This window comes from Pseudoxanthomonas kaohsiungensis, from assembly GCF_010211765.1.
Classification (GTDB): domain Bacteria; phylum Pseudomonadota; class Gammaproteobacteria; order Xanthomonadales; family Xanthomonadaceae; genus Pseudoxanthomonas; species Pseudoxanthomonas kaohsiungensis.
In genome coordinates this window covers 1-23180 of the sequence record NZ_PDWO01000004.1, presented here as the reverse complement: position 1 = coordinate 23180, position 23180 = coordinate 1, and the positions used below count along the sequence as shown (strand labels likewise).

The 23180-nt window shown below is 71.8% G+C and carries 15 protein-coding genes; 6 read left to right on the top strand and 9 right to left on the bottom strand.

All coding sequences use genetic code 11. From position 1 onward, the window contains the following. Nucleotides 1–100 precede the first annotated feature (100 nt). Nucleotides 101–2269, bottom strand: a complete 2169-nt coding sequence (locus CSC66_RS05715) for a RelA/SpoT family protein (RefSeq protein ID WP_162376440.1) — start codon at nt 2267–2269, stop codon at nt 101–103. A gap of 61 nt (nt 2270–2330) precedes the next feature. On the opposite strand from CSC66_RS05715, the gene CSC66_RS05710 reads away from it, so the two are divergent. After that, on the top strand, nt 2331–2945 hold the full coding sequence (locus CSC66_RS05710) for a hypothetical protein (protein ID WP_162376439.1): 615 nt from the start codon (nt 2331–2333) through the stop codon (nt 2943–2945). Between the two features lie 117 nt (nt 2946–3062). Here CSC66_RS05710 and CSC66_RS05705 read toward each other — a convergent pair whose 3' ends face one another. After that, nucleotides 3063–7322, bottom strand: coding sequence for a DUF3418 domain-containing protein (locus tag CSC66_RS05705; RefSeq protein WP_162376438.1), 4260 nt, complete (start codon nt 7320–7322; stop codon nt 3063–3065). A 99-nt stretch (nt 7323–7421) separates the two neighbouring features. On the opposite strand from CSC66_RS05705, the gene CSC66_RS05700 reads away from it, so the two are divergent. Beyond that, the gene (locus tag CSC66_RS05700; RefSeq protein ID WP_162376437.1) at nt 7422–7985 is read left to right on the top strand and encodes a Dps family protein; all 564 of its coding nucleotides are present in this window, start codon (nt 7422–7424) and stop codon (nt 7983–7985) included. 208 nt (nt 7986–8193) lie between these two features. Here CSC66_RS05700 and clpB read toward each other — a convergent pair whose 3' ends face one another. Beyond that, nucleotides 8194–10779: an ATP-dependent chaperone ClpB gene (gene clpB / locus CSC66_RS05695; RefSeq protein WP_162376633.1), complete on the bottom strand. Its 2586-nt coding sequence runs from the start codon at nt 10777–10779 to the stop codon at nt 8194–8196. Nucleotides 10780–10933: 154 nt separating this feature from the next. On the opposite strand from clpB, the gene CSC66_RS05690 reads away from it, so the two are divergent. After that, nucleotides 10934–11281 carry a GIY-YIG nuclease family protein gene (locus tag CSC66_RS05690; protein WP_162376436.1) on the top strand — a complete coding sequence of 116 codons (348 nt, stop codon included), beginning with the start codon at nt 10934–10936 and terminating at the stop codon, nt 11279–11281. Here the strand turns inward: CSC66_RS05690 and CSC66_RS05685 are convergent. From CSC66_RS05685 to CSC66_RS05670, 4 genes are all read right to left on the bottom strand, one after another. Further along, a complete protein-coding gene (locus tag CSC66_RS05685) occupies nt 11239–11814 on the bottom strand; it encodes a DUF4166 domain-containing protein (RefSeq protein ID WP_162376435.1) in 576 nt (191 codons plus the stop codon). The two genes, CSC66_RS05690 and CSC66_RS05685, sit on opposite strands and share 43 nt — an antisense overlap. 69 nt (nt 11815–11883) lie before the next feature. Then, the gene (locus CSC66_RS05680) at nt 11884–12687 is read right to left on the bottom strand and encodes a DUF3014 domain-containing protein (RefSeq protein ID WP_162376434.1); all 804 of its coding nucleotides are present in this window, start codon (nt 12685–12687) and stop codon (nt 11884–11886) included. An 87-nt stretch (nt 12688–12774) separates the two neighbouring features. Continuing rightward, entirely contained in the window at nt 12775–14373 is a 1599-nt protein-coding gene (locus tag CSC66_RS05675) for a SulP family inorganic anion transporter (RefSeq protein ID WP_162376433.1), read from the bottom strand. A gap of 153 nt (nt 14374–14526) precedes the next feature. Beyond that, nucleotides 14527–16782, bottom strand: coding sequence for a TonB-dependent receptor (locus tag CSC66_RS05670; protein WP_162376432.1), 2256 nt, complete (start codon nt 16780–16782; stop codon nt 14527–14529). 406 nt (nt 16783–17188) lie between these two features. Between CSC66_RS05670 and otsB the strand changes: the two genes are divergently transcribed. Genes otsB through otsA form a run of 3 tightly spaced genes read left to right on the top strand, consistent with a single transcriptional unit; the run spans nt 17189 to nt 21151 of the window. Beyond that, nucleotides 17189–17959 (top strand): trehalose-phosphatase, encoded by a 771-nt coding sequence (gene otsB, locus CSC66_RS05665; RefSeq protein WP_162376431.1) that lies wholly within the window; start codon nt 17189–17191, stop codon nt 17957–17959. Nucleotides 17960–18005: 46 nt separating this feature from the next. After that, nucleotides 18006–19787 (top strand): glycoside hydrolase family 15 protein, encoded by a 1782-nt coding sequence (locus tag CSC66_RS05660; RefSeq protein ID WP_162376632.1) that lies wholly within the window; start codon nt 18006–18008, stop codon nt 19785–19787. Then, entirely contained in the window at nt 19784–21151 is a 1368-nt protein-coding gene (gene otsA / locus CSC66_RS05655) for an alpha,alpha-trehalose-phosphate synthase (UDP-forming) (RefSeq protein ID WP_162376430.1), read from the top strand. Before CSC66_RS05660 ends, otsA begins: the two co-directional genes overlap by 4 nt. A 244-nt stretch (nt 21152–21395) precedes the next feature. On the opposite strand, the gene pgeF is transcribed toward otsA, so the two are convergent. Both pgeF and rluD read right to left on the bottom strand, forming a co-directional pair. Then, nucleotides 21396–22196 carry a peptidoglycan editing factor PgeF gene (pgeF, locus tag CSC66_RS05650; protein WP_162376429.1) on the bottom strand — a complete coding sequence of 267 codons (801 nt, stop codon included), beginning with the start codon at nt 22194–22196 and terminating at the stop codon, nt 21396–21398. 13 nt (nt 22197–22209) lie between these two features. Further along, nucleotides 22210–23178, bottom strand: a complete 969-nt coding sequence (gene rluD, locus CSC66_RS05645; protein ID WP_162376428.1) for a 23S rRNA pseudouridine(1911/1915/1917) synthase RluD — start codon at nt 23176–23178, stop codon at nt 22210–22212. Nucleotides 23179–23180 lie beyond the last annotated feature (2 nt).

Genomic DNA, 23180 nt, shown 5'->3' with positions numbered 1-23180 from the left:
GTGCCCTGCCGCCGGCAAACCCGATCGCAGCCCGGTTCAGCCTGCCAGCCACGGCCGCCACAGTCCTGCCGCCTCGTGTACCGCCGGCGGTGGCTGCTGCTCAGCCCAGCCGTTGCGCGCGCTCCACGCCGGGCAGCGCGTCCAGCTTTCCCAGCAAGGTCGACAGCTGGCCGTAGTCCGACACCCGCAGGCGCATGCGCAGCTGCACGCGGCCGTCGGGGCGCACGTCGCTGCGGATGTCGGCCACGTGCGCGTCCTCCTGGGCGATCAGGGTGGTGACGTCCTTGAGCAGCCACTTGCGGTCCACGCCGCTGAGCGCGACGTCCACCTCGTAGCCGCCGCCGGCCGCGCCCCACTCCACCGGCAGCACGCGCTGCGGCGAGGCCGCGGCCAGCCGCGCGAACGCGGCGCAGTCGCCGCGGTGCACGGTGACGCCGCGGGCGCGGGTCAGGTAGCCGGCGATCGGCTCGCCGGGGACGGGCTGGCAGCAGCGCGCCAGCTGGACCAGCAGGTTGCCGACGCCCTGGACGGTGAAGCCGGCATCGGCCTTGCGCTTGCGTGCCTGCCGCGGCGGCGGCCGCGGCGACCCGGTGGCCGGCTGCGGTGCCGCGGCGCGCTCGAGCTCGTGCAGCGCGCGCCCGACCTGGTGCGGACCGACGTCGCCCAGCGCGACCTGGATGTAGAGGTCGTCGAGCGTTTCGGCGTGGAACTTCTTCGTCACCGGCGCCAGGTCGGCATGGTGCAGGCCCAGGCGCTTGAGCTCGCGTTCGAGCATCTCGCGCCCGGCCTGCACGTTGCGCGAGCGGTCGAGCTTGTGGAACCAGGCGCGGACCTTGTCGCGCGAGCGGCCGCTGGCCAGGTAACCGTTGGCCGGCAGCAGCCAGTCGCGCTTGGGATCGGGCTCCTTGCCGGTCATGATCTCGACCCGGTCGCCGCTGCGCAGGCGATGGCCGAGCGGCACGATGCGGCCGTTGACCTTGGCCCCGCGGTAGCGGTGCCCGACCATGGTGTGCACGTGGTAGGCGAAGTCGAGCGGCGTGGCGCCGAGCGGCAGGTCGACCACCTCGCCCTTCGGGGTCAGCACGTAGACGCGCTCCTCCACCAGCTCGGTGTCGAGCGCGCCGGCCAGGCCCTCGTCGCGGCCCTCGGCGGCCTGCTCCAGCAACTGCCGCATCCAGGCGATCTTGCGCTCGAACGCGCGCCCGGCGCCCTTGCCCGCCGCGCTGCCGCCGGTTTCCTTGTAGCGCCAGTGCGCGGCCACGCCCAGTTCGGCCTGCTCGTGCATCTCGCGGGTGCGGATCTGGACTTCCAGGGTGCGTCCCTCGGGACCGACCACGGCGGTGTGCAGAGAGGCGTAGCCGTTGGGCTTGGGCCGGGCGATGTAGTCGTCGAACTCGCCGGGGACCGGCGCCCATAGCGCATGGACCACGCCCAGCGCGGCGTAGCAGGCGGCCACGTCGTCGACCAGCAACCGCACCGCGCGCAGGTCGTAGAGCTTGTCCAGCGGCAGGTGCTTCTTCTGCATCTTCCGCCAGATGCTGTAGATGTGCTTGGACCGCCCGCTGATGTCGGCCGCCAGCCCCTGCGCCTTCAGCGCCTTGCCCAACTGCACCTTGACCGCCCCGATGTAGCGCTCGCGGTCGGCGCGCGTCTCGTCCAGCTCCCGCGCCAGGTGGCGGTAGGTGTCCGGCTCCAGGAAGCGGAACGCCAGGTCCTCCAGCTCCCACTTCAGCTGCCAGATGCCCAGGCGGTTGGCCAGCGGCGCGTGGATGTCGCGGGTGAGCTGGGCCAGCGCGCGCCGCGCGGCCTCGGGCTGGCGACCGGCCGCGCGCATCCGCGCCAGCTGCCGCGCCAGCAGCACCGGCACCACGCGCAGGTCCTGGATGATCGCCAGCAGCAGCCGGCGCAGGCCTTCGCCGTTGCGGCCGGCCTCGCGCCCGGCGTGCAGCGCCCAGACCTGGTCGGCCGCATCCTGGCCATCGAGCAGTCCCGGCACCGCCGGATAGGCGGAGGCGAGCCCGGCGGCGGTCGCCGCGCGCAGGCCCGGCAGGTCGAACAGCAGCGCGGCGATCAGGGCCGACTCGTCGGCTTCGAGCCGGACCAGGGTCTGCAGCGTGTCGGCGATTTCCGGCCAGCCGGCCCGCTGGATGTGGTCGGTGCCCGGCGCCTCCCATGCACGCAGCAGCGACTCCCGCAGCGCGGCGGGCAGCCGCGCCGCGGAAGCGCCCTGCAACAGGGCGTGCAGACCGTCGATGGGGGAGCGTGACAAGGCCGTTCCGGCGTCCTGGGATGCCGACTACACTAGCGAGCAACGTACCGGAGGAACAAGCATGAAACGTCGTCCGCTGCACGCATGGTCCCTGCTGGCGCTGGGGCTCGCCCTGGCCACCACCGCCACCGTTGCCGCGGCGCAGTCGCCCGCGCCGGGTGCCACGCTGATGGAACAGCGGATGACGCCGGAGGAATTCAAGGCCGCCGGCCTGCACAAGCTCAGCCCCGAGGAATTGGCCGCGCTGCAGGAGTGGATGCAGCGGCAGCAGGGGGTTGTCGCCGCACCTGCTGCGTCCGCACCGGCCGCCCCTGCGCTGCCGGCCGGCGCCGCTGCCGCCGGCGCCGTCGCGCTCAGCGCCGCCGACGTCGAGCGCATCCGCGAGGAAGCACGCGAGGAAGGCCGCAAGGAAGTGAAGGAAACCAACCGCGGCTTCTTCGACTTCGGCTCGGACGAACCGATCAAGAGCAACCTGGTCGGCGAGTTCCGCGGCTTCGCCAAGGGCAACACGTACACGCTGGCCAATGGCCAGGTCTGGGAGCAGGTCGAGCCGGCGCGCCTGGAGGGGGTGAGGAAGACCGACCCGGCGGTGACGATCAAGCCCGGCCTGCTCAACGTCTGGTTCCTGCGCATCGACGGCTACAACACCGCGGCGAAGGTGCGACGGGTCAAGTAACGGCAAGGTCCGGAGCCCGGCCCGTGACGGGAGCCGGGCACGCCGCGACGCGACGTCGTCGATCCGGGCGCCGCCTTGGCGATCGCGACTGCGTCGCATCGCCGGCAGGCGGCGCTCCTATCCCAGCGAGGCCAGCCGCTGCGCGAGCTTCTTCGGCGACACGCCGCCTCGCGAGCCCAGTTCCTGCGCGAACAGCGACACCCGCAGTTCCTCCAGGTCCCAGCGCAACGCCTGCCAGCCCGGCTCGTCGGCCTGGCCACGGCGGCGGGCCTGGGACAGCGCGTCGACGAAGGGCTTGAGTTCCAGCATCCGCGCCTGGTCGCGCGCCGGGTCGCGCAGGGCGCGCTCGGCGCGCAGGACCATGCCCTTCAGCCAGCGCGGGAACTGCGCCAGCGCCTCGGCCGGCGTATGCCGCAGGAAGCCCGGGTGCACCAGCCCCTCCAGCTGCGCGCGCAGGTCGTCGAGGTTGCCGCTGGCCCAGCCCATCAGCGGTGCTTCCAGTTTCGGCTTCAGTTCGGCGACGACCGCCAGGATCTGCTCGGCCAGCTGCAGGCGCGCCATGGCCTCGGCGAACAACTGGCGCCCGGCCGCCTCGGCGCGACGGCCGAACGCGCCGGCGTCGCGGATCCCTTCCAGGCCCTCGGCCAGCACGGCATTGAGCGCGGCTTCGACCAGGTCCGCGCGCAACTGCTCCTTCTCGCGCACCTTGGCGTCCGGCCCCGGGCCGAACTGCTCGATGGCCGCGTACAGCAGGCCCAGCTTCGGCGATACCGGCAGCTGCTTGCGCGCCTGGCGCGCGCGCTCAGCCAGGGCGATGCGCAGCAGGCGGTCGACGCCACGCGGATGCGCGGCCTGCGCCTCGGCCGGGTCGGCGAAGACCCGCAGCAGGACGTGGTCGCCCTGGTCCACCAGCGCCGGATAGCCCGGCACGCCGGCTTCGCCGGTGACCTGCTCCGGCAACGGCTCGGCGGGGAATTCGCGCAGCTCCAGGCTGGCGGCGGCCAGCGCGCGACCGGCGCGCGCCGCGAACGCCTGGCCGGCGCGCTCGCCGAACCGCGCGCGCAGCGCGTCCAGGTCGCGGGATTCGGCCAGCACCTCGCCGCCCCGCTCGGGCACCTCGCGCAGGCGCAGGTTCATGCGCAGGTGCGGTTCCAGGGCCGCCTCGTCGAAGTCCAGCGCCGATACCGCCGCGCCGGTGGCGCGCGACAGGAAACGCGCCAGCTCGCCCTGGACCGCGTCGGCCGACGGCGTGCGGAACGCCTCGGCGAAGGCACGGCCGAAGTCCGGCGCCGGCACGTAGTTGCGGCGCATCGCCTTGGGCAGGCCGCGGATCAGGCCGGCTGCCTTGTCGGCGACGAAGCCCGGCGCCAGCCACGACAACCGCGCCGGATCGAGCGCGTTGAGCAAAGGCAGCGGCACCTCGAGGGTGACGCCGTCGTCGGCCGCGCCCGGCTCGAAGCGGTAGTGCAGCGGCAGGCGCGCGTCGCCGAGCGCGAAATACTTCGGGAACTGTTCCTCCTGGCCCCCTTCGCCGGGCAGCAGGTCGGAGGCGGTCCAGCGCAACGCCAGCGCCTGCTCGCGCGGCAGCTTGCGATACCACCCGTCCAGGCCGGCGGCGGAATGGATCTCGCCCGGCACCCGGTCCAGGTACCAGCGCGCCTGCCAGCCCTCGTCGGCGACCAGGCCGGCGCGGCGCAGCTTGGCCTCTTCTTCGCGCGCCTGTTCCAGGGTCTTCAGGTTGGCGTCCACGAAGGATGCCTTGGTATCGATCTCGCCGGTGACCAGCGCCTGGCGCACGAACAGCTCGTGCGCGCCGGCCGGGTCGACCCGGCCGTAGTGGACCGGCCGTTTCGGCGCGAGCACCAGCCCGAACAGGCTGACCTGCTCGGAGGCCAGCACGTTGCCCTGGGCGCGCGACCAGCGTGGATCGAAGTGCTTGCGCGCCAGCAGGTGCGGCAGCTCAGTGATCACCCAGTCCGGTTCGATCGCCGCGGCGGTCAGGCCCCAGACCTTCTGCGTGTCCAGCAGCGTGGCCACCAGCACCCAGGGGGGTGGCTTCTTCGCCAGTGGCGAGGCGGGAAACAGCTGGAAGCGGCGCTGCCGGGGCGCCTGGTAGTCGCCCTTCTCGGTGCGATGGCCGACCTGCGTGGGCAGGCCGGCGAGCAGGGCGCGGTGCAGGGCCTGGTAGGCCGCTGCGCGTTCACGCGCGCTGAAACGCGACGCCTTGTCTGCCGCCTCGTCCCTGCCCGCTTTGCCGCCAGCGCCATCGCCGGTGCCGGTGCCGGACGGTGTCGGCGCGGCGGCCGCAGGCACGGCCTTGCCTTCGCGCGCCAGCCGCGCGGCGCGGTGCAGCTCGCCACGGGTCGGTCGCGCGGAGGCAGAGTGCCCGTCGCTGGCCGGCGCACCCGCCAGCAGCGGCAGCACTGACTGCCCGTCAGGCTCCTCGCTCCAGCCCAGCTCCCCGCACAGCAGCTTGAGCTGGCGGTGCAGCTCGCGCCATTCGCGCATGCGCAGGAAGCCGAGGAAGCGCTTGCCGCACCAGTCGCGCAGCCGTGACTGGTTGAGTTCCTCGTGGGCCGCATCGTAGGCCTGCCACAGGCGCAGGATGCCGACGAACTCCGAGCGCGGGTCGGCGAACTGCGCGTGCGCGTTGTCGGCGGCCTCGCGCGCCTCGGGCGGGCGTTCGCGCGGATCCTGCACGCCGAGGAACGCGGCAATCGGCAGCATCGCCCGCAGGCACCCATGCGACTGCGCCGCCACCAGCATGCGCGACAGCTTCACGTCCACCGGCAGGCGCGCCATCTGCCGGCCGGTCGCGGTGAGCCGGAGCTGGCCGGTGCCCGTCTCCTCGATCGCGCCCAGTTCGGCCAGCTGCTGCCAGCCGTCGGCGATGGCGCGCTCGTCCGGCGGCTCCAGGAACGGGAAGTCCTCGATCCGCCCGAGCCCCAGGTGGAGCATGCGCAGGATCACCCCGGCCAGGCTCGAACGGCGGATCTCCGGGTCGGTGAACTGCGGGCGGGCGAGGAAATCGGCTTCCGCATACAGGCGATAGCACACGCCCTCGGCGATGCGCCCGCAGCGGCCCTTGCGCTGGTCGGCGCTGGCCTGGCTGATCGGCTCCACGTGCAGGCGGTCGATCTTCGAGCGCGGGCTGTAGCGCTTGATCCGGGCGTCGCCCGGATCGACCACGTAGCGGATCCGCGGCACGGTCAAGGAGGTCTCGGCGACGTTGGTCGTCAGCACGATCCGCCGTTGCGGACCGGGATTGAACACGCGGTCCTGGTCGCGCGCGGACAGCCGCGCATAGAGCGGCAACACTTCGGTGGACCGGTACTGGCGCTTTTCCAGCGCGCGGTGCACGTCGCGGATCTCGCGTTCGCCGGGCAGGAACACCAGCACGTCGCCACGCGGATCCTCGGCGGTGATCTCGTCGATGGCCGCGGTGATCGCCGCCAGCGGGTCCAGCTCGCGATCGCCGCGATCGCGCCGGGAAGAGAAGCCGGGGTCAGGGTCGCCTTTCCGGCGACCGGGCTCGGGCTCCGCCGCGCGCCCGGGGAAAGGCGGCCCTGACCCCGGCTTTTCCTCTCCCGGCGGGCGGTAGCGCACTTCCACCGGGTAGGTGCGGCCCGCCACCTCCACCACCGGCGCATCGTCGAAATGCCTGGAGAAGCGCGCGGTGTCGATCGTGGCCGAGGTGACGATGACCTTGAGGTCGTCGCGCCGGCGCAGCAGCTCCTTGAGGTAGCCGAGCAGGAAGTCGATGTTGAGGCTGCGCTCGTGCGCCTCGTCGATGATGATCGTGTCGTAGGCCGACAGCCAGCGGTCCGAGGCGATCTCGGCCAGCAGGATGCCGTCGGTCATGAACTTGATCCGGCTGTCGGCGCCGACGTTGTCGGTGAAGCGCACCTGGTAGCCGACCAGGCCGCCCAGCGGCGTCTTCAGCTCCTCGGCCACGCGCGCGGCGACCGCGCGGGCGGCGATCCGGCGCGGCTGCGTGCAACCGATGGTGCCGGCCACGCCGCGGCCGGCGGCCAGGCACAGCTTCGGCAGCTGGGTGGTCTTGCCCGAGCCGGTCTCGCCGGCGACCACGACCACCGGATGGTCGCGGATCAGCTGGACGATGCGATCCGCCTCGGCCGCCAGCGGCAGCGCCGCGTCGACCGTCACGGCGGGCACGTTCGCCGCGCGCGCCTGGCGCGCGGCCCGCGAGGCCGCCAGGCCTTGCTCGAACTTCGCGCGCAACCCGGCGTCGGCCGGCTGGCCGCGCCACCGCGACCACAGGCCGTGGAGGCGGCCGCGGTCGCGGCTCAGCGCCTGCCCGATCCCGTCGCGGCCGGCTTGCAGTTGCGTGCGCAATTCCTGGGGGATCGATTCCATCGCTTCGGCCGTGTGAAACTTTGCATAACGCGCGGGGGTTTAGTGTCTATTGTGACAGCCCCATCTTCCCCCTGTGGACCACCCCCAAAGGAGCCGTTCATGGCCAAGACCAAGACCAGCAAGCCGAGCAAGTCCAGCAAGTCCAAGGCGCCGGCCGCCCAGGCGCTCGACCCGGTCGCCTCGACCTCGCGGATCGACATCGGCATTTCCGCGGGCGACCGCAAGGAGATCGCCGAAGGACTTTCGCGCTACCTCGCCGACGCGTTCACCCTGTACCTGAAGACCCACAACTTCCACTGGAACGTGACCGGGCCGATGTTCAACTCGCTGCACAACATGTTCGAGGCCCAGTACACCGAGCAGTGGAACGCGCTGGACGAGGTGGCCGAGCGCACCCGCGCGCTGGGCTTCAACACCCCCGGCTCCTATGCCGAGTTCATCCGCCTGACTTCGATCCGCGAGGAGAAGGGCGCCGACGGCGTGCCGGACTGGAAGGGCATGGTGCAGCAGCTCGTTTCCGGCAACGAGGCGGTATGCCGCACCGCGCGCGCCGTGCTCAAGACCGCCGACGATGCCGGCGACGACCCGACCGTGGACCTGATGACCCAGCGCCTGCAGACCCACGAGAAGTACGCCTGGATGCTGCGCTCGCTGCTGGAGTGAGACATCGGGGCAGGATGGCCCCCGCAATTCGCACGATGACGGCCGCCCCACAGGCGGCCGTCATCGTTTGAGCCGCGACCTTTTACGTAGAGCGGGGCTCGCCCCGCTGCTCTTGTTGCCGGCCTGGCCCTGGCAACCCTGGAGCGACCGCCTCGCTCACGGGGCGGAGCAGCCGGGCAAGCCCGGCTCTACGCCGCTCCGCCGCGCGTCAGCCCTTGGCGAACACCAGCTGCCCGCCCCCGGCATCGACCTTGACCGTGTCGCCGTTGCCGAACTCGCCGGCGAGGATCTTCTGCGCCAGCGGATTCTCGATCTGCGCCTGGATCGCGCGCTTGAGCGGGCGCGCGCCATAGACCGGGTCGAAGCCGACGTTGCCGAGCAGCTCGAACGCCTGCTCCGACAATTCCAGCTTCAGGCCGCGCTCGGCCAGCCGCTTCTCCAGGCCGCGCAACTGGATCCGTGCGATCTGCTTGATCTGCTGCTTGTCCAGCGGATGGAAGACCACGATGTCGTCGAGGCGGTTGATGAATTCCGGGCGGAAGTGCGCCTGGACCACGCCCATCACCGCCGCCTTCATCTGCATGTAGGCCTCGGGGCTGCCGTCGCCGCTGAGCTCCTGGATCTGGTGCGAGCCCAGGTTGGAGGTCATCACGATCACGGTGTTGCGGAAATCCACGGTGCGACCCTGGCCGTCGGTCAGGCGGCCGTCGTCGAGCACCTGCAGCAGGATGTTGAACACGTCCGGATGCGCCTTCTCGACCTCGTCGAGCAGGATCAGCGAGTACGGCCGGCGGCGCACCGCCTCGGTCAGGTAGCCGCCTTCCTCGTAGCCGACGTACCCCGGGGGCGCGCCGATCAGGCGCGCGACCGAGTGCTTCTCCATGAACTCGCTCATGTCGATGCGCACCATCGCGTCGGACGAGTCGAACAGGAACTCGGCCAGCGACTTGCACAGCTCGGTCTTGCCGACGCCGGTCGGGCCCAGGAACAGGAACGAGCCGATGGGCCGGTGCGGGTCGGACAAGCCGGCGCGCGAGCGGCGCACCGCGTCGGACACGACCCGGATCGCCTCCTCCTGGCCGACCACGCGCCGCCCCAGGTCCGACTCCATGCGCAGCAGCTTTTCGCGCTCGCCCTCCAGCATCCGGTTGACCGGGATGCCGGTCCAGCGCGAGACCACCTCGGCGATCTCCTCCTCGGTCACCCGGTCCTGGACCAGCCTGAATTCCTTCTGCTCGGCTTCCTGCGCGGCGGCCAGCTGCTTCTCCAGCGACGGCAGCGTGCCGTACTGGATCTCGCTCATGCGCGCGTAGTCCTGGCGGCGCTGGGCGCCTTCCAGCTCCAGCCGGGCCTGTTCGATCTGCTCCTTGATCTTGGTCGCGCCCTGCAGGGCGGCCTTCTCCGACTTCCAGACCTCGTCCAGGTCGGAGAACTCGCGCTCGAGCTTGTCGATGTCGCTTTCCAGGTCGGCCAGGCGCTGCCGGCTGGCGTCGTCCTTCTCCTTCTTCAGCATCTCGCGCTGGATCTTGAGCTGGATCAGCCGGCGCTCCAGGCGGTCGAGCTCCTCGGGCTTGGAGTCGATTTCCATGCGGATCCGGCTGGCGGCCTCGTCCATCAGGTCGATGGCCTTGTCCGGCAGCTGGCGGTCGGTGATGTAGCGGTTGGACAGCGTGGCCGCGGCGACGATCGCCGGGTCGGTGATCTCCACGCCGTGGTGCACCGCGTAGCGCTCCTTCAGGCCGCGCAGGATCGCGATGGTGTCCTCGACGCTGGGCTCGCCCACGTAGACCTTCTGGAAGCGGCGTTCCAGCGCGGCGTCCTTCTCGATGTACTGGCGGTACTCGTCCAGGGTAGTGGCGCCGATGCAGTGCAGCTCGCCGCGCGCCAGCGCCGGCTTGAGCATGTTGCCCGCATCCATCGCGCCGTCGGCCTTGCCGGCCCCGACCATGGTGTGCAGCTCGTCGATGAACAGGATGATCTGGCCTTCGTTCTTGGCCAGGTCGTTCAGCACGCCCTTGAGCCGCTCCTCGAACTCGCCGCGGAACTTGGCCCCGGCAATCAGCGCGCCCATGTCCAGCGACAGCACGCGCTTGCCACGCAGGCCCTCGGGCACCTCGTCGTTGATGATGCGCTGGGCCAGGCCTTCGACAATGGCCGTCTTGCCCACGCCCGGCTCGCCGATCAGCACCGGGTTGTTCTTGGTCCGGCGCTGCAGGACCTGGATCGTGCGGCGGATCTCCTCGTCGCGGCCGATCACCGGATCGAGCTTGCCCGACTCGGCGCGCGCGGTCAGGTCGATGGTGTACTTCTCCAGCGCCTGGCGCTGGTCTTCGGCATTCTCGGACTGCACGGTCTCGCCTCCACGGATCTTGTCGATCGCCGCCTGCACCTTGGCCTTGTTCGCACCGGCCGCCTTCAAGGCCTGGCCGGCCGCGCCGCCGTCCTCCAGCGCGGCCAGCACGAACCACTCGCTGGCGATGAACTGGTCGCCGTTCTGCTGGGCCAGCTTGTCGGTCAGGTTGAGCAGGCGGGTGAGGTCGTTGCCCACCGACAGGTTGCCGGCCTGGCCGCTGACCTTCGGCAGCTTCTCCAGCGCCTCGCCCAGGCGCTCGCGCAGCAGCGGCACGTTGACGCCGGCCTGGGCCAGCAACGGCCGGGTGCTGCCGCCGGACTGGTCCAGCAGCGCGGCGAGCACGTGCACCGGTTCGAGCAGGTTGTGGTCGCGGCCCACGGCCAGCGACTGCGCGTCGGCCAGCGCCTGCTGGAAACGCGAGGTGAGCTTGTCCATCCGCATCGGGAATCCCTCGTCGAGAACGTGGCCGGCCGTTGCCGGCGAAGGCTCCACCGCGGCGGAGCCGATCATGCTAGCCAGATGAGGTTGCGCTGGGCCGTTTCAAGTGCATGTGAGATGGATATTCAGGCCGCGTCGGCGGCCCGATAATGCCGGCATGGCCGACGCCCGCCCGTGGTACCTCTACCTGCTGCTGTGCCGCAACGGCGCCTGGTATGCCGGGATCACGCCGGACCTGGAAGCGCGGATGCGCGCCCATGCCGACGGCACCGGTGCACGCTACACCCGCGCCAACCCGCCGGTGCGCCTGCTCGCCAGCCGCGCCTATCCGGACCGTTCGGCCGCCTCGCGCGCCGAATGGCAGGTCAAGCGGCTGCCGAAGGCGCGCAAGCTGGCCTTCCTCCAGGAAGGGGCGACCAGCGTGGCGGACCGCCCGCCAGGCCGGGACGCTGACGGGCCGGCTCAGGCTCCCGCTTCGTCCGCCGGCTCCAGCCAGCCTTCGTAGCGGACCACGGGCCCGAGCAACGGCAGCGCCGCCTCGACGCGGAACTCGTAGCGGCCCGCGTGAGCCCGCTCCCGGCACTGCACGCGCCGGAACAGTCCCGCCGGCAGCGGCAGCAGGCCCAGCAGCCGCACCCCGGCCACGTTCCAGTAGATCGCGCCGTCGGCGATGTGCAGCAGGAAGCGCAACTGCAGCGGCCCCAGCCGCTCCACCAGCAACCCCTTGCGGCACCGGAGCCTGGAGTTCATCGGATGGCCGCCGAACGCACGCCGCCAGGTCTCGCTCCGGGCATCGGCAAGGAACTCCACCCGCAGCGGCGCATCGGCCATGGCCGGCGGCAATCCGGCGATGGCTCCGCACAGGCGCGCCAGCGGGTTGCCGCCGCGCTCGACCGCCACCCGGCCGGCATACACGGCACGACCACGGACGGAATGCAGCATCCGCACCGGATCAGGCAGGTTGAAGAACGGCGCCCGCAACACCTGCTGGAACACGGTGGGCTCGATGGCGGTCGACAGGGCGGGCGTGGAAACCATGCGGAAGGCGCGACCGTTGCGGAGGCCACAGCATAAGCCGGCGCGGGCGTCCCGGACGCGCCCGTCCGCTCAGCCCTGCGCCAGCGTGCCGCGGAGCGACCGCAGCTGGCGCTTGACCCGCTCCCGCTGGTCCGGCGACAGCCGCACCAGCGCCTTCTGGCCGGCCGACAGGGCCTCCAGCGCCGGATCGGCGAAGCGCACCTTGCCATCGGCGCCGTCAACCACCGGCAGCGGCTGCGCCGGCTCCGGTGCCTGCAGCAGGTGGTCGATCACCGCGACCAGGCGGTCGTTGAAATAGGCGTCGCCGCCGGCGATCTCGGCGTAGGCCTGCTGGAACAGCGGATAGAACCGCCGGTACGCGGCCGCCACGCGCTGCGGATCGGCCTGCGCGAACGCGGCCACGTACGGCTCGTAGCGCTGCGCGTTGGCCTGCGCGATCCAGCGCGTGGCGCCGTCGCCTTCCGTGGACAGCACGCCCGGCAGCGGCCGCATCGCCAGCGCGCGCGTGGGCATCCGGGGCTCGGTCAGGTTGTCGATCATCACCACCAGGCGGCGGACGAGATGCTCGCGCAGCAGCACGTCCAGCAACGCCGGATCGCCGGCCAGGCCGGACAGCGCCTCCCAGGCCGCCGCGTCGCTGTCGGCCAGGGGCGGGATCGCCGCGTCGGCGGCATCGACATCGATCGGATGGGCGATCGCCGGTGCGCGCGCGCCATCCGGCGCCGGGCGCGCGGCCGGGTCCGCCGACGGCGTGGGCGCGGGCGCGGTTCCGGGTGCGCCGGCATCGTGCCGGGGCCACAGCATCCAGCCGGCCGCGGCGAGCACCACGGCGGCGACGAGCACCCAGGGCCAACGAGGGGAAGTCTTGCGCATGCACTTTCCTGGATTGCGGAACGTGCAAGCTACGACCCCGCAGTTGCGCGCAGGTTCCGCAGCGGCGATGCGCCGGCCGGGAGGCGGTCAGCCTTCGGCGGCCGGACGCTTCTGCAGCGAGAGCAGCGCCAGCAGCGTCGCGAGCGCGGCATAGGCCGCCGCGAACTGCCAGGCGATCAGCCGCGGCAGGCCTTCCAGCGCCCACGGCACGTAGATGCCGCCGCGCGGATCGACCGAGTGCACGAAGCCGAACAGGGTCAGCACCGCGCCCAGTAGCAGGACCGCCGCGGCGCGGCGCGTGTGGCCGTCGATCATCGCCACCAGCGCGGCGCCCCAGACCATCGCGGTGATGATGAAGCCGTTGCCCAGGGTCACGATCGCGGCCAGCTCCGAGAGCCCGTGGCCGTCGCCCGCCGCATACAGCGCGGCGTGCTGCGCCGGCGCGATCCACGCCGGATTGCCCAGCTTGATCGCCAGCAGGTAGGCGACCGACGGCAGGAACGCCAGCGCCACCGCCGGCGCATGCCGGCGTTCGGTGGCATGGAACGCCTGCACGGTGATGTCCAGGCCCACGTAGACGATGATCGGCGCCAGCACCGCCACCGGCAGCCACTGCACCAGGCCCGCCAGGTAGCCGAGAACGCCGCCGAGTCCGACGAACAGGCCGGCCAGCAGCGTGTAGCCGTGGCGCGCGCCCATGTGCTTGTAGGCCGGCTGGCCGATGTAGGGCGTGGTCTGGGCGACGCCGCCGCAAACCCCGGCGACCAGCGTGGCCACCGCCTCGACCAGCAGTACGTCGCGGGTGCGGTAATCGTCGCCGGCCGCGCGCGCGCTTTCGGCCACGTTGATCCCGCCGACCACCATCAGCAGGCCGAACGGCAGCAGCAAGGGCAGGTAGGGCACCGTGGCCGGCAGCCCGGCGACGAAGCCGGTATTGGGCAGCGGCAGGGCGAAGCTGAGGGTCACGCCCTGCGGCAGCGCGAAGCCGGGCATGCCCAGCCCGGCCAGGCCCAGCGCGTAATACAGCAACGTGCCCACCAGCAGCGCCACCAGCACGCCGGGCAGGCGCACCGGCAGCGGGCCGCGCGCCACCAGCACGTACAGCAGCAGGCCCAGGGTCACCAGTCCCGCCACCGGCGAGCGCAGGGTCTCGACCAGCGGCAGGAAACCGAGCAGGGTCAACGCCGCGCCACCGATCGAGCCCAGCAGCGCCGCACGCGGCACGGCGCGGGTGATCGCGTCCCCGCAGAACGACAGCGCCAGCTTGAGCGCGCCCATCACCACCAGCGAGGCCATGCCCAGCTGCCAGGTCGCCAGCGCGGCGGCCTGCTCGTCCAGCCCCTGCTGGCGGAAGGCGAGGAAGCCCGGCCCCAGCACCAGCAGGGCCATGCCGATGCTGGTCGGCGCGTCCAGGCCCAGCGGCATCGCGGTGACGTCGGCGCGCCCGCTGCGTACGGCCAGTCGGCGCGCCATCGCGGTGTAGGCCAGGTTGCCGACCAGCACGCCCAGCGCGGTGCCGGGGAACATCTTCGTGTACACCACCTCGGCCGGGAATCCGAAGATCCCGACCAGCGCCAGCGCGATGAAGCCCAGGATCGACAGGTTGTCGACCACCAGGCCGAAGAAGCCGTTGAGGTCGCCGGCGACGAACCAGCGCGGCGGACGGCGGGAATGGATGTCGGTCATCGGGATCCTTGTCGGCTGCGGGCCGCGTTCCTGCCTTCTGTAGGAGCCGATTCATCGGCGACCGGCGTCGGAACACGAGGGCGTCGCCTGTGCCGACGCGTCGCGTCGCCGATGAATCGGCTCCTACAAAACCCCAGGCCCCCAACCGCTGGCTCAGAAGCTCCAGCGGAATTCCACGCCCCAGGTCCGCGGCTCGTTGATGAAGCCGGTGAGGTTGTTGAAGTCGATGCCGCCCACGATCCGGGTCTGGTCGGTGATGTTGCGGCCGAACAGGGCCAGGTCGTAGGCGCCGTCCCCCCAGCCGTAGCCCACGCGCAGGCCGCCTTCCACGGAGGAGCGGCCACGGAACTCGGCCGACTCGTACAGGAAGAAGTTGACCTCGCTGCGGTAGGCCCAGTCGGTGAAGAAGTACAGCTCGCCCTCGCTGAGCGGGATGCCGTAACGCAGGGTCAGGTTGTGGATCCACTCCGGCGCCTGCGGCAGCGAATTGCCGTCGATCAGCGCGTAGGTGCCGCCGCCGATGGTCACGGTCGGGTCGGTCACGGTGCAGCCACCGCCGCAGACCGCCACGGCCAGGTCCTCGTCGTCGATCCGCGTGTCGTTGTAGCTGCTGCCCCAGGTCAGCAGCAGGCCCTCGGCCAGCCACGCTTCCAGGTCCAGCTCCACGCCCTGGCCGACGGTCTTGTCGGCATTGAGCAGGGTGGCGATGTTGGCACCGCCGCCGACGGCGATCAGCTGCTGGTCGCTGACGTCGTAGCGGAACAGGTTGAAGCCCACGCGCGCGCGGCGGTCGAACAGGTCGGCCTTGATGCCGGCTTCGTACGAGATCACCGTCTCCGAATCGGCGGTGGACACGCCGCCGTTGGGCGCGGCGGCCGAGGCGAACAGCAGGCGGCCCTGGATCGACGGCGCGCGGAAGCCCTTGGCGACGCGACCGTACAGGTTCACCGCCTCGTTGACCTCGTAGACCGCGCTGGCATCCCAGCTGACGTCGTCGACGTCGGTGTCGACGGTGTACGGGCCGCCCACCGGCGCACCGAACGGCGCGCCTTCCAGCACGCTGGCCGAGAAGTCCTTCTCGTCCTTGGTGTAGCGCACGCCGCCGCGCAGCTTGAGCTTGTCGGTGGCCGCGTACTCGACCGAACCGAACACTGCCCAGGCGGTGTTCTCCTGCTCCTGCACGGCATGGCCGGCCTGCGGGTTGCCCGGCGCCAGCGAGTCGTAGTTGAAGCTGTCGATGGTCAGGTCTTCGCGGTACCAGAAGAAGCCGGCCTGCCAGTCGAAGCGGCCGCCGTAATCCGATTCCAGGCGGAATTCCTGGGTGACCTGCTTGTGGTCGGGGATGCCGTCGGCCGATTCGGAGGCGAACGGAATGAAGCCGGGCCCGGAGTCGGGCAGGAACGCGGCGCCGTAGCCGCCGTCGATGTCGCCGCGGTTGAGCGACTCCAGCGTCTCGTAGCCGGTGATCGAGTGCAGGCTCAGGTTGCCGAAGTCCCAGCGCAGGCGGGCGCTGCCGCCCCAGGTCTCCAGGTCGGAGAAGTTGACGCCGTCCAGCGACGCCTCGTCCTTGTCGAAGCCGGGCACGAAGCGGTTGCTGCCCGGCTCGATGATGTTGGCGCGGAACAGGCGCGCGGTGCCGTTGAGGTCGCGCCGGTGGAGGTTGAACAGGGCCTCGAAGGCGTCGCCCTCGTACAGGAACTGCACGCGCGCGGCCGATTCGTCGTACCCCTCGAAGCCGTCGTTCGGGCCCGGGTACGTATTGCTGACCCAGTCGTCGCGGCGCTGGTACAGCGCCGACACGCGGCCGGACCAGTTGCCGCCCAGCGCGCCGCCGACCGCGCCCTCGAAGTTGACCATCGCGTCGCTGCCATAGGCCAGCTGGGCGTAGCCATCCAGGTCCTGCGACGGCCGCACCGAGTCGAACTTGACCACGCCGGCCGGGGTGTTGCGCCCGAACAGCGTGCCCTGCGGGCCGCGCAGCACTTCCACCCGCTCGATGTCGAACAACGGGAAACCCTTGAGCAGCGGGTTCTCCTGGACCACGTCGTCGTACACCAGCGACACCGGCTGGGAGGCGTTGAGGTCGAAGTCGGTGTTGCCCAGGCCACGGATGTAGAAGCGCGGGAACGCGCGGCCGTAGGACGATTCGATGTTCAGGCTGGGCACGCGCGCGGACAGGAAGCGGATGTCGTTGCCGCCGGAGCCGAGCACGTGCAGTTTCTCGGCATCGATGCTGGTGATGGATACCGGCACGTCCTGGATGTTCTCCACCTTGCGCTGCGCGGTGACCTGGACCGCATCCAGGGTCGTGGCGGTGTCCTGCGCCAGCGCCGGCGGCGCCAGCAGGATGGCGGCAACGGCGAAGGCAAGCGTGCTGCGGGAGGGCGCAATCCGGGCCGGTCGGCTCATGGCGGGAAATCCTGGGGTGGAGGGGGCATTAACGATAATGCAACATTCCGGACCCGCAGGCACGGCCCGGTCGGGGTCCGGGCCCCGGGGTGGATTCCTGGCCGGCAGGGGTCCCGGTGGACGCCGGCGGTGTCGGCGCGACCCGTCGCACCTCAACCGCCGCCAAGGCAGGGCGGCCATGGACCAGGACCAGCAGCACCGTGGCATGCGGCCCGGCGCAATCCGCCGCGTCGCGGCGCCGTGCGCGGGGGCGGCAGCATCCGGACGTGGTGGCCCGGCAGGCAGGCGCGCCGCCGTTCGCGTCAGGCCTATCGTCGCCATGTTCGTGGGCGTTGGTGGATCGCGCGGCGATCGCATGCGAATGGCATGACCCGGGCATCACGGCCAGGTAGTGCACAATGACTGCATGGCCGACGCGAATCCCCCACGCCCGTCGCCGCCCCCACTCGACGACGCCTGCGCGCTGTTCCTCGACGTGGACGGCACCCTGGTCGAGTTCAGCGACGATCCCGCAGCCGTGCGCGTGCTGCCGCAGGTCCTGGAGGCCATCGGCGCGATCAGCGACCGCCTGGGCGGTGCCGTGGCGCTGGTCAGCGGGCGGCCGCTGGCGCAGCTGGACGCGTTGTTCGCGCCGCTGCGGCTGCCCGCGGCCGGACTGCACGGGCACCAGTTCCGCAGCGACGCGCAGGCCGCGGCGGACCTGCCCGACGACACCTCCAGCTTCCTGCACGAGCTGCATCGCGAGGCGGCGCACCTGGCCGCCGCGCACCCGGGCGTGCTGGTCGAGGACAAGGGCGTGAGCCTGGCCCTGCACTGGCGCGCCGCACCGCATGCGGCCGAGGCGGTGTCCGGCTTCGCGCGCCAGCGGATCGGCGCGCTGCCCGGCTACCGCCTGCAGCCGGGCGACCATGTCGTGGAGTTCGTGCCCGAAGGCAGCGACAAGGGCCGTGCGCTGGAGCGGATGATGGCGCGCGCGCCGTTCGCCGGCCGCGTGCCGGTCTTCGTCGGCGACGACCTCACCGACGAATACGGTTTCGGCGCCGCCAACCGTGCCGGCGGCTGGAGCGTGCTGGTCGGCCGGCGCGACGGCAGCCTGGCCACGCATGCGCTGGCCGGCACCCGCGCCGTCCATGCCTGGCTGGTCGCCAACGCCAGCCCCGCGGGGGCCGGGCGATAGCGCCCGCGCCACCGCCTCGCATCGAAAGGGGAACAACGCAATGCAAGTGAACGAATCGAACCTGCAGCTGGGCGTCATCGGCAACGGCAGCTTCGGCGCCCTGGTCGACGCGCGCGGGCGCGTGGTCTGGAGCTGCCTGCCGGCGTTCGACGGCGACCCGGCCTTCTGCGCGCTGCTGTCGCCGCGCGAACACGACGGCGGCGACTTCGCCGTCGAGCTGGAGGACTTCGCCCGCGCCGAACAGGCCTACGTGCCCAACACCGCGATCCTGCGCACCGTGCTGCACGATGCCCACGGCGGCGCGGTGGAGATCCTCGACTTCGCCCCGCGCTGGCGCCAGAACGGGCGCTTCTACCGTCCCGTCTCCATCGTCCGCCGGATCACCCCGCTGTCGGGCAGCCCGCGGGTCCGCCTGCGCGCCCGGCCGCTGGCCGACTGGGGCGCGCGCGTACCCGAGCACACCTGGGGCAGCAACCACATGCGCTGGCTGCTGCCCGCCTTCACCCTGCGCCTGACCACCGACGCGCCGGTGCGTTTCGTCCGCGACGGCCTGCCCTTCGTCCTCAGCCACCGGCTGCACCTGGTCCTGGGGCCGGACGAGCCGTTGACCCGTTCCATCGGCGGCTATGTCGAGGAAGCGCTCACCCGCACCCGCGACTACTGGTGCGAATGGGTGCGCTACCTGTCGATCCCGCTGGAATGGCAGGACGCGGTGATCCGCAGCGCGATCACGCTCAAGCTGTGCCAGTACGAGGACAGCGGCGCGATCATCGCGGCCATGACCACCTCCATCCCGGAGGCGCCCGGCTCCTCGCGCAACTGGGACTACCGCTACTGCTGGCTGCGCGATGCGGCCTTCGTGGTGCGCGCGCTCAACCGGCTCGGCGCCACCCGCAGCATGGAGGAGTTCCTGCGCTACATCTTCAACATCGCCACCCACGACGGTTCGCTGCAGCCACTGTACGGGATCGGCTTCGAGGAGACGCTGGACGAGCACGAGGTCGAGTCGCTGGCCGGCTACCGCGGCATGGGCCCGGTGCGGCGCGGCAACCTGGCCTGGATCCAGAAGCAGCACGACGTCTACGGCAGCGTGGTGCTGGCGTCCACCCAGCTGTTCTTCGACCAGCGCCTGGTCGATCCGGGCGACGCGCACACCTTCGCCCGGCTCGAGCCGCTGGGCGAGCGCGCCTTCGCCCTGTACGACGTGCCGGACGCGGGGCTGTGGGAGTTCCGCGGGCGCGCCGAGGTGCACACCTACACCGCCGCCATGTGCTGGGCCGCCTGCGACCGGCTGGCCAAGATCGCGCTGAGGCTCGGGCTGGACGAGCGCGCCGGCTACTGGCGCGGACGCGCCGACACCATCCACGCCGCCACGCTCGAGCGCGCCTGGCGCCCGCAGGCCAACCACTTCAGCGCCTCCTTCCAGAGCGACTACCTGGACGCGTCGCTGCTGCTGCTGGCCGACATCGGCTTCATCGCCGCCGACGATCCGCGCTACGTGGCCACGGTCGAGGCCATCGGCGCCGAACTGCGCCATGGCGACGGCGTGTTCCGCTACGTGGCACCGGACGACTTCGGCACGCCGGAGACCAGCTTCACCATCTGCACGTTCTGGTACATCGACGCACTGGCCGCGATCGGCCGCATGGACGAGGCGCGCGAACTGTTCGAGCGGGTCCTGGCGCGGCGCAACGCGCTGGGCCTGCTGTCGGAGGACATGGCCTTCGAGGATGGCGAGGGCTGGGGCAACTTCCCGCAGACCTACTCGCACGTCGGCCTGATCATCGCGGCCATGCGCCTGTCGCGTTCCTGGCAGGAGGCCTCGTGAGCCGGCTGGTGGTGGTGTCCAACCGGGTGGCGATCCCCGGCGAGAACCGCGCCGGCGGCCTGGCGGTGGCGTTGCAGGGGGCGCTGGGCGAACGCGGCGGGCTGTGGTTCGGCTGGAGCGGCAAGACCGTGCGCGAGGCCAGCGGCGAGGTGCACGAACAGGTCGACGGCAACATCCGCTACGTCACCGTGGACCTCAACCGCGCGGACCTGGACGCGTACTACAACGGGTTCTCCAACCGCACGCTGTGGCCGTTGCTGCACTTCCGCCTCGACCTGGTCGACTACGACCGCGCCACCCGCGAGGGCTACCGCCGGGTCAACGCGCTGTTCGCCGACAAGCTGGCGCCGCGGCTGCGCCCGGACGACATCGTCTGGATCCACGACTACCACCTGATCCCGCTGGCATCGCTGCTGCGCGAACGCGGGGTCGACTGCAGGATCGGGTTCTTCCTGCACGTGCCGGTGCCCTCGGCCGACCTGCTGATGGCCATGCCCGACCACCAGCGCCTGATGTCGACCCTGTACGCGTACGACCTGATCGGCTTCCAGACCCGCCGCGACAAGGACCGCTTCCAGTCCTACGTGCGCCTGTACGGCGGCGGCCGCATCATCGACGAGGACGTGCTCGAGGCGCCCGGTGGACGCCGCTTCCGGACCGGCGCGTTCCCGATCAGCATCGACACCGCGCACATCGAGCAGCAGGCCGCCGCCGCGATGTCCAAGCCGGCGCTGCGCCAGCTGCATACCAGCCTGGAGCGGCGGATGCTGGCGATCGGGGTGGACCGCCTCGACTACTCCAAGGGGCTGCCGGAGCGCTTCCACGGCTTCGAGCGCTACCTGCAGCGCCATCCCGACCAGAAGGGCAGCCTGACCTACCTGCAGATCGCGCCGGTGTCGCGCGGCGACGTCGGCGAATACCAGCAGCTGCGCAACCAGCTCGAGCAGATCGCCGGGCACATCAACGGCGGCCATGCCGAGCCGGACTGGACGCCGCTGCGCTACGTCAACCGCAACTTCCCGCACGCGACCCTCACCGGCTTCTACCGCAGCGCGCGCGTGGGCCTGGTCACGCCGCTGCGCGACGGCATGAACCTGGTCGCCAAGGAGTACGTCGCCTCGCAGGACCCGGAGAACCCGGGCGTGCTGGTGCTCTCGCTGCTGGCCGGCGCCGCGCAGGAAATGGACCAGGCCCTGCTGGTCAACCCGCACGACCTCGACGGCGTGGCCGACGCCATCGCCACCGCGGCGACGATGCCGCTGGAGCGGCGCAAGGAACGCTGGCACGCGATGATGGAACACCTGCGCGCGCACGACATCCACGCCTGGCGGCGGGACTACCTGCAGGCGCTGGAATCCGCCTGATTCGCGGGCAAGGGCAGCGGGGCAAGCCCCGCTCTACGGCGTCGGCCGGTGCACCTCGAGTAGAGCCGGGCTTGCCCGGCTGTAACGCCGGCGCGAAGCCGGCGGGCCGAGGGCGAAAGCAGCGGGGCAAGCCCCGCTCTACGGGGTCGCCCTAGCGCCCCGACGCGTAGAGCCGGGCTTGCCCGGCTGGCGCGCCGGCAAGGCATCGGTGGGCAAGACCAGGAACAGCGGGGCGAGCCCCGCTCTACGGCGCGCTGCGCCAGACCAGGGTCGCCATGCGGCCGGTGCGCTGGTCGCGGCGATGCGAGTAGAAGCGCGCGGCGTCGCCGATGGTGCACAAGCCGCCGCCATGGATCGCATCGGCGCCGATGCCGGCCGCGCGCAACCGGCGGCGCGCCAGCGCATACAGGTCCACGCGCCAGTGCCCCGGGCGCGTGGCCACGAACGCCGACGCCGCGCCCGCATCGTGGCCGACGAACGCCTCGCGCACCTCGGTGCCGATTTCATAGGCCGCCGGACCGGCCGCCGGGCCGAGCCAGGCCTGCAGGTGCGCGGCCGGCGCGCGCATCGCGGCCACCGTCGCCTCCAGCACGCCCGATGCCAGCCCGCGCCAGCCGGCGTGGGCCGCGGCTACCTCGCTGCCGTCGCGCGCGGCGAACACCACCGGCAGGCAGTCGGCGGTGAGGATCGCCAGCACGGCCCCCGATGCCGAGGTCACCGCGGCATCCGCCTCCGGTTCGACTTCGACATCGCCAGCCGTGGCCGCCGCCGCGGGCGCATCGGAGCGCAGCACGCCGGTGCCATGCACCTGGCGCAGCCAGCGCGGTGGCGAGGGCAGGCCGGCGCGATGCGCCAGTTCCGCGCGATTGCTGGCCACCGCGCACGCATCGTCGCCACAGCGGGCGCCGACGTTGAAGGTGTCGAACGGCGCGACCGACACGCCTGCACCACGCCGCAGCGTGGTGAAGGCGACCACGCCGGGCGGGGCCGGCCAGTCGGCCAGCAGCAACGCGGGATCGTGGCGGAGATCGGCCGGAGTGCCCATGGGTCCGCGCGGCTCAGCGCCGCTGGCTCTCTTCCCACGCGCGGGTGTCCTCGCGCAGCACCTGCAGCAGCCCGACCATGTCCGCCGGCAACGGGGCCGAGACGCTTACCGGTTCGCCGCTGACCGGGTGGGCGAACTCCAGCGTCTCGGCATGCAGCGCCTGCCGCTTGAAGCCGCGCAGCGCGGCGGCCAGCGCATCGGTAGCGCCCTTGGGCAGCTTCAGCGGGCCGCCGTAGAGCGGATCGCCGACGATGGGGTGGCGCAGGTGCTGCATGTGCACCCGGATCTGGTGGGTGCGGCCGGTCTCCAGCCGGCACTCCAGCGCCGTATGCGCGCGGAAGCGTTCGCGCAGGCGGAAATGGGTGACGGCATCGCGGCCGTCCTCGCGCACGGCCATGCGCAGGCGGTCGCGCGGATGGCGGTCGATGGCGGCGCTGGCGGTGCCGCCGGAAACCAGTGCGCCCACCACCACGGCCAGGTACTGGCGGTGGACCTCGCGCGCGGCCAGCTGCGCCACCAGCCCGGTATGCGCCGGCAGCGTGCGCGCCACCACCATGACGCCGCTGGTGTCCTTGTCCAGCCGATGCACGATGCCCGCGCGCGGCAGCACGGCCAGGCCGGGGTCGCGGTGCAGCAGCGCGTTGACCAGGGTGCCGGCCGGGTTGCCGGCACCGGGGTGGACCACCAGCCCGGCCGGCTTGTCGAGGACGAACAGGTCGGCGTCCTCGTACAGGATGTCCAGCGGGATGTCCTCGGGCACGGCCTCGGTCTGGACTTCGGCCACCGCCGCCAGGGTCACCGTCTCGCCACCGCGCACCGGGTCGCGCGGCCGCGCCGCCTGCCCCGCCAGCAGGGCGTCGCCGGACTTGATCCAGGCCGCCAGGCGGGAGCGGGAATACTCGGGGAACAGGTCGGCCAGGACCGCGTCGAAACGGCGGCCGGCGGCCTCGTCGGGGACGGGGGCCCTGCCTCTTCTACACATCT